Below are 6,229 nucleotides of genomic sequence, written 5' to 3'. Positions count from 1 at the left end.
CGGATTGCCCGTGTGAAAGTAGGTAATCGTCAGGCTCCTTATGCTGTATCCGAAACCCCGGTGTCTCCATGAGCGCCGGGGTTTTGGCGTTTACGTCCCGCCTGGGGCAGACGAGGCTGCGCGGCAGCGCTCAAGGCGAACAGTTAAAGCCGCAGCGCACACGAACCAGCGCATATGAAGCAGCGCATATGAAGCAGCGCATATGAAGCAGCGCATATGAAGCAGCGCATATGAAGCAGCGCATATGAAGCAGCGCATATGAAAAAGCCGTCCCGGAGGACGGCTTTTTCATATTCAAGCTTCAGACCGCAGCAAAAACCAGCGGTCTGAATCTTCGTGCAACTCAACGATCGAGGAAAGGCCGAAGCTTGTCGGCGCGGCTCGGGTGCATCAGCTTGCGCATCGCTTTGCTTTCGATCTGACGAATACGCTCGCGCGTCACGTCGAACTGCTTGCCCACTTCTTCCAGCGTGTGATCCGACGTCGTGTCGATGCCGTAACGCATACGCAGCACCTTCGCTTCACGCGGCGAAAGCGCCTTGAGCGCCTCGTCGATGGCGGCACGCATGTTCGCGTGAATCGCCGCATCGGCCGGCGAGCTCGACGCCGCGTCCTCGATCATGTCGCCGAGCGTTGCGTCGCCGTCGTCGCCCACCGGGCTTTCCAGCGAAACCGGCTGCTTCGCGATCTTGAGGATGCCGCGCACCTTCTCTTCGGTCATGCCCATGCGTGCGGCGAGATCCGCCGGATGCGCTTCCATGCCCGTTTGCTGCAGGATCTCGCGCGAAATGCGGTTCAGTTTGTTGATCGTTTCGATCATGTGAACCGGCACGCGGATCGTGCGCGCCTGGTCGGCGAGCGCACGCGTCACGGCCTGACGCACCCACCACGTCGCGTACGTCGAGAACTTCCAGCCACGGCGATATTCGAACTTGTCCACGGCCTTCATCAGGCCGATGTTGCCTTCCTGGATCAAGTCGAGGAACTGCATCCCGCGGTTCACATATTTCTTCGCAATCGAGATCACAAGGCGCAGGTTGGCTTTCACCATCTCGCCCTTTGCCTGGCGCATCTTCGATTCGGCAACCGTCATACGGCGATTGATCGCCTTGATCTGCTGCAGCGAGAGCGATGCGCTCGCCTCGATTTCGGCGAGCTTCGCCTGTTCGGCTTGAATCGCCGGCAGGCTGCGCGTCATCGCGGCGCCGTACTTGCTCGACTTTGCAGCCGTGCGGACAGCCCAGTCGAAATCGGTTTCGTTGCCCGGGAACTGTTCGACGAACGCGTCGCGCGGCATGCCGCAGCGGTCGACGACGATCGTCAGCACGTTGCGCTCGATTGCGCGGATCTGCGCGACCTGTCCGTGGAGCAGCGTGCACAGGCGGTCGATCGTGCGGGCCGTGAAGCGGATCGGCGCGAGTTCGCGCTGGATTTCTTCACAGATCGCCATTTCGGCAGCCGAGGCGCGCGCGTCCGATTCGGTCGTGCATGCCATCTGCTCGAAGAGCGCACGCACGCGCGCGAAAATCGCGAGGCTGTTCGCCTTCAGCAGTTCGAGTTGCGCCTCGTTGGCCTTGCTCGAATCGCCTTCGCTTTCTTCTTCGTCGTCGCTGTCGCTTTCGTCGGCGTCGTCGGCTTGCGCCTCGATCTCGTCGCTGTCGTCGGCGTCGGCCATCGCGGCCTCCTGCGGCGGCTCGTCGCTGCCGATGCCATCGACCAGCTCGTCAATGCGCAGCTCGCCGGCGGCGACGCGATCGGCGTCAGCCAGAATCGTCGCAACGATCGACGGGCACGCCGCGATCGCCTGGATCATCTCCTGGAGACCATCTTCGATTCGCTTCGCGACTTCGATTTCGCCAGCGCGCGTCAGCAGTTCGCTCGAGCCCATTTCGCGCATGTACATGCGCACCGGGTCGGTCGTGCGGCCGAATTCCGAATCGACGGTCGAGAGCGCGACTTCGACTTCCTCGTCTGCTTCGTCGTCGATTTGCGCGTCGGCGCGGGCTTCTTCGTTCAGCAGCAGCGTGTCGGCGTCCGGCGCCTGCTCGTAGACCTGCACGCCCATGTCGTTGAACGTGGCAACGATCGTTTCGAGCGCGGCCGTCTGCGCGAAGTTATCGGGCAGATGGTCGTTGATGTCGGCGTGCGTGAGGTAGCCGCGTTCGCGGCCGAGCTTGATCAGCGCCCGCATTTGATGCTGACGTTTTTCGAGTTGCGAGCCGGCGTCCAGTTGAGTCGTATCGCCGGTCTTGTCTTTCGATGCGCGGCGAGCAGGGCGGGCAGACGCGGTCAGCACGTCGTCCCGGTCATGGCTTGTCAATACGTTCTCCTTGAAGCGGGGCCTGACAAGGGCAAAAGAGTCACGCGCCAGCGTTGTGAAGTTCTGGCGATGACGAACTTGCAGGGGAAATGGGCGGGGGCGAATGCCGTTCCGCCGAGGGAGCGCCAAACGCGCGTGCCAGACGCGCGCGCGTTAAGCGCGTACGAATGGCAGCCTGAATATTCGTGCAATGCAGAAAGATCGCGTATGGTAGTGCGTTACGCCATGCGAGGCAACCTGAATCGTCGTCAGTAATGCACAGTTGCGTGCCGTGACAGGGTCAAATCACAACGCCTGCTTGATGGCGTCGCACCACGAGCGATTTCCGACTCGAATAACGCAATTAATTGGAGTGGCGAGTCTAAATCGTCGAACCAATTTGCGTTGCGGCTTATTCCGGGAATACGGCGCGGCATGGTGACCTGCCGTCAAAACCTTCCCGCATAAGGTTGCCTTCCGTCGCTCAACAGCGAATGGCGAACATATGTTGAACGCGTTGGTCCGCGGACTGGTTGACCGCCGGTTCCTGGCGCGCCATGCAGTAAAGCGCTGCGTGTTCGTCATGCATGACGTGTCGAATGCGGCGCTTGCGAGGCCAGCGAGTGCTGGCTGATCGAATGTGTCATACGAAGCGTGCGCCGCGCCTGCGTGATCGGTCCCTCGGAAACCCCTTAAGGCATTGCGGTGGAGCTATGGCTGTCCAGCCAGATGGCATCAGGCGCAATGCCGCAGCCGATATTCACGCTGCTCACGTCAGCCCGAAAGCGGCGCTTCAGGCACGCGTGGAACTGGCCGGCTTGAGCCGGATTCGCTCATTCGTCTGCGTAACGTTGCGTTGCGCCAGAACAAATTCCGGTGGCGTGCACACGGTGAGCGCGAGAACAGTCGATCGCCGCAGCGGCAGGAAAGATAAGCGAGGGCTACGGCAGTTCGTCGAACTGCGGCAAGGAATCGGTGATCTCGTACCAGGGCGCTTTCGAGCCGACAAAAATGTGCGCGCTCGGGTGGATCGCCGGGCTGTCGACCAGCGTGCCCAGCGTCACGTGAACCCAGGCGCTTTCACGCACGACGGAGAAGAGCAGCGACCCGCATTGCCCGCAGTGGACGTCGTGGCAGGCATGCGCATCGCCAAACGTCAGCAGGTGTTCGGCGCCTTGCGTGACGACCAGCTTCTGGCGCTCGATGCCGCCAAAGGGCTTGAACGCAGAACCCGTGGCCCGCCGGCATTTCGAGCAGTGGCAGTTGAGCGCATAGACGAACGCGTCGTCCACGACGTAATGAACCGCACCGCACAGGCATCGTCCGCGCAGCCGCGTTGCAACGTTTCCGGATGGGGCGGTTGTCATCGTTGCTTTAGGACAGGATTGGCAATCGACCGTGCGCTCACGTGAAGTGAGTCGCGAGCGCCTAAGGTAACGGGATTTGGGAGATTGCGCTCCTGCCGGCCGTTTTGTGGCGTGCTGCGCAGGGCTTCATCGGCTGCAATACGCGCTTCCTGCGGGATTTTCGCACCAGCCAGGTGCCGCGAGGCGTGTGTGGCTCCCATAGCGCGTTACCTTTGCGTGGTGCGCCCATGTGCAGCAGGCGACCTGTCTGTCAACGCGTGCCCACCACGTGCCCACAGCACCCATCTTCGGACGCACGACGCTCATCGCGGGCGTCCGCTCATCTCCTTCAGTCCCTCGATCACGACGAGCAACGCGCGGCCATGCTCTTCCGAGCCGTCCCACGCCTCGACGATCGCGTTGCGCAGCAATTCGTTATAGGCAACAGCGCGCCTTGCGGCGGACGGTGACTTCACGCCGTAGAAACTGCATAGCTTATTGAATGACGCGCTCCGGCGCAGCCGTCGACCGTTCGAGAGCCGAAGTCTCGATACGGTAGGCTGGCTGACGCCGGAAAGCCGTGCTATTTCGCTGGAGGAGCGGGTATCCGCCGTCAGCTGCGTCAATAGCTCATGCACGGGAAAATGTGTGTCCGGGGCTTCCATGTCATGCATTATATCTATACAGTAACGTTTATTGAATTATCTGTCGAAATGAACAGATAGAAGCACTCCGAGGAAGTCGATGGCACTGAAACACCTACCGCCCGCGTTTTGCTGGTCCCGAATCGGGGCGGAATCCGGCGAAGATCTCGCTACGCTCATTGTTCGCAAGGAGTGGGAGCGGCGTCTGGGCGGCGGGCGTTTCCTGTGGGGCATCGGCCGGTCGCTTGGCAACAGCGCGCAGATTGCGGCGCTGCGCACCGGCTCGCTGCTCGCGCTGTTCTCGCCTGCGGCCAGCCGTAGCCGCGCGCCGGTGCGCAAGCGCGAAGACGCGCTGGTGTGGAACGCCTGGGTCGATGTGAACGGGCAGGTGCGACAGTTGCCGCCGCATGTGTTTGTCGCGAGCCGCGCGACCTGGCCTTCAGGCCGTGCGCGCGAGCAGCATTACGCGCTGGTGTGCGCGTCGCCCACGGAGCTCAGCATCGGCAGCAGCCTGAAGGCGCATCCCGAGCGCCTGCGCAGCGTGAGCACAGGCAAGGTGCCGAGCGCTTCGCAGGCCACCGTCGTGGTGGACCGCGTGGAGCCGGTCGGCGAGCTGGCAGGTAAGGGCTACCCGATTGCCCTGGCGGTTGAACTCGAAGCACCGTATGCCGTACGGCTCACGCAGCCCACGCTCGTAAAGGCACGCGAGCTTGCCGCGATACACGAAGCGGTGCGCGAGGGCGACTTCGAGGCGTACGCCGCGCTCACGCAACGTCTGCGCAGCCAGTCCGCCGCGCAGCAGGCGCGCGGCGTGACGCGCGATCTCTTCGATATGCCGCCCGCGGATACCGTGGCGACGGTCCGGCACGGCGGCGCACGTCCACACAGCCGCAGCGTTGCGCGCATCGCGGACTGGACGCAATTAACGATGGAACTTTTCCATGGCGATCATCACTCGTTCACAAGAAGCCGAGGCCGCGCGGCGCTTCGTTGAGGCGAGCCGCAACGTCGATCTGGCCTTTCGTGCCGTTCGCGGTGAGCAAGTTGCAGAAGCATTGGTGATGGCCCATGGGGCCGCACAGTCCCGTCTGGAGCGTGCGCTCGACGAACTCGCACGCGCCGAGGCGCTGTTCGATTCGGCGATCCGCGTACAGGGGCGATAAGCGGCCTCGATGCGCTCGTGAATCCGGGTGCGGGTTTCGATACCCGCGCGTGATCGAAGCGCGAGCCCCCGAAACACTCGCGCGGCGCTATATCGAGCCAACGGGCCGCGCGCTCACCTGCATGCCGATCGAGCGATCGGTCTACGCAGAACACCTGTGATGGCGCGGCGGCCCTTGCGTCGTTACTTCACCGTGAACGCGAAGTGTCCTTGCGTGCGGTGCCCATCCGCGGCGACGGCCGCCCATGCGACGTTATAGACGCCCGGCGTCAGCGCATTCAAGCCCACGGACATGTGCTTCTTGTTCGACACATCGACCACGGCCTTGCAGCTCGTGACGGCCTTGCCTTGCGCGTCGGTCACGGTGATCGAGCTGAATGCGGGTTCGAGCGCGTCGTCGAAGTCGATCGCCACGTCCTTTTGCATCGTCGTGACGGTTGCGCCCGCAGCGGGCGCTTCGTGAGTCGGGTAGGCGTGCGCGTGGGCAAGCTGGCAGGCGGCGATCAGGAGTGCGGCAGCGGCGGCGCGTGCGGTGGTTTGCAATTCCATTTGTTGTGTCCTGCGCTTAGAAGAGGGGTTTGCCGAGCGAATGCGGGAACATGTCGTCGAAGTACAGATGCGCCTGGACGATCACGCCCACATGAGTGCCCGTTGCGCGGTTCACCGGAATCTGCGCTTCGATGCCGAACTGGCCATAGCGGTTAAGCCAGATCAGGCCGGGGTTGATCGTGCCCGTCGTCTGGCCGGCACAGTCGCCCGCCGTGCAGGTGCTCATCGG

The 6,229-nt window shown here is 62.8% G+C and carries 6 protein-coding genes and 1 pseudogene; 2 read left to right on the top strand and 5 right to left on the bottom strand.

The genetic code is table 11. The features are described 5' to 3' along the window. Nucleotides 1–343: 343 nt before the first annotated feature. The 3 genes from rpoD to ACFPTO_RS21575 form a co-directional block, all read right to left on the bottom strand. On the bottom strand, nt 344–2,320 hold the full coding sequence (gene rpoD, locus ACFPTO_RS21585) for an RNA polymerase sigma factor RpoD (RefSeq protein WP_377714551.1): 1,977 nt from the start codon (nt 2,318–2,320) through the stop codon (nt 344–346). A gap of 920 nt (nt 2,321–3,240) precedes the next feature. Next, complete coding sequence (locus ACFPTO_RS21580) at nt 3,241–3,666, bottom strand: GFA family protein (protein WP_377714549.1); 426 nt, start codon at nt 3,664–3,666, stop codon at nt 3,241–3,243. A gap of 302 nt (nt 3,667–3,968) precedes the next feature. Then, nucleotides 3,969–4,310 carry an XRE family transcriptional regulator gene (locus tag ACFPTO_RS21575; protein ID WP_296662733.1) on the bottom strand — a complete coding sequence of 114 codons (342 nt, stop codon included), beginning with the start codon at nt 4,308–4,310 and terminating at the stop codon, nt 3,969–3,971. 79 nt (nt 4,311–4,389) lie between these two features. Here ACFPTO_RS21575 and ACFPTO_RS21570 point away from each other — a divergent pair, with 79 nt between their 5' ends. Beyond that, nucleotides 4,390–5,283, top strand: coding sequence for a hypothetical protein (locus tag ACFPTO_RS21570; RefSeq protein WP_377714548.1), 894 nt, complete (start codon nt 4,390–4,392; stop codon nt 5,281–5,283). Further along, complete coding sequence (locus tag ACFPTO_RS21565; protein WP_377714546.1) at nt 5,231–5,452, top strand: hypothetical protein; 222 nt, start codon at nt 5,231–5,233, stop codon at nt 5,450–5,452. The genes ACFPTO_RS21570 and ACFPTO_RS21565 overlap by 53 nt, the downstream gene beginning before the upstream one ends. 182 nt (nt 5,453–5,634) lie before the next feature. On the opposite strand, the gene ACFPTO_RS21560 is transcribed toward ACFPTO_RS21565, so the two are convergent. Then, a complete protein-coding gene (locus ACFPTO_RS21560; RefSeq protein ID WP_377714545.1) occupies nt 5,635–6,000 on the bottom strand; it encodes a copper resistance CopC family protein in 366 nt (121 codons plus the stop codon). A 16-nt stretch (nt 6,001–6,016) separates the two neighbouring features. Further along, nucleotides 6,017–6,229 (bottom strand): annotated as a pseudogene (locus ACFPTO_RS21555) (hypothetical protein); the annotation flags it as partial.

This window comes from Paraburkholderia denitrificans (assembly GCF_042655705.1).
Lineage (GTDB): Bacteria > Pseudomonadota > Gammaproteobacteria > Burkholderiales > Burkholderiaceae > Paraburkholderia > Paraburkholderia denitrificans.
Note: the sequence above shows the minus strand (reverse complement) of the source record. Positions and strands in the feature narration are given on the sequence as shown.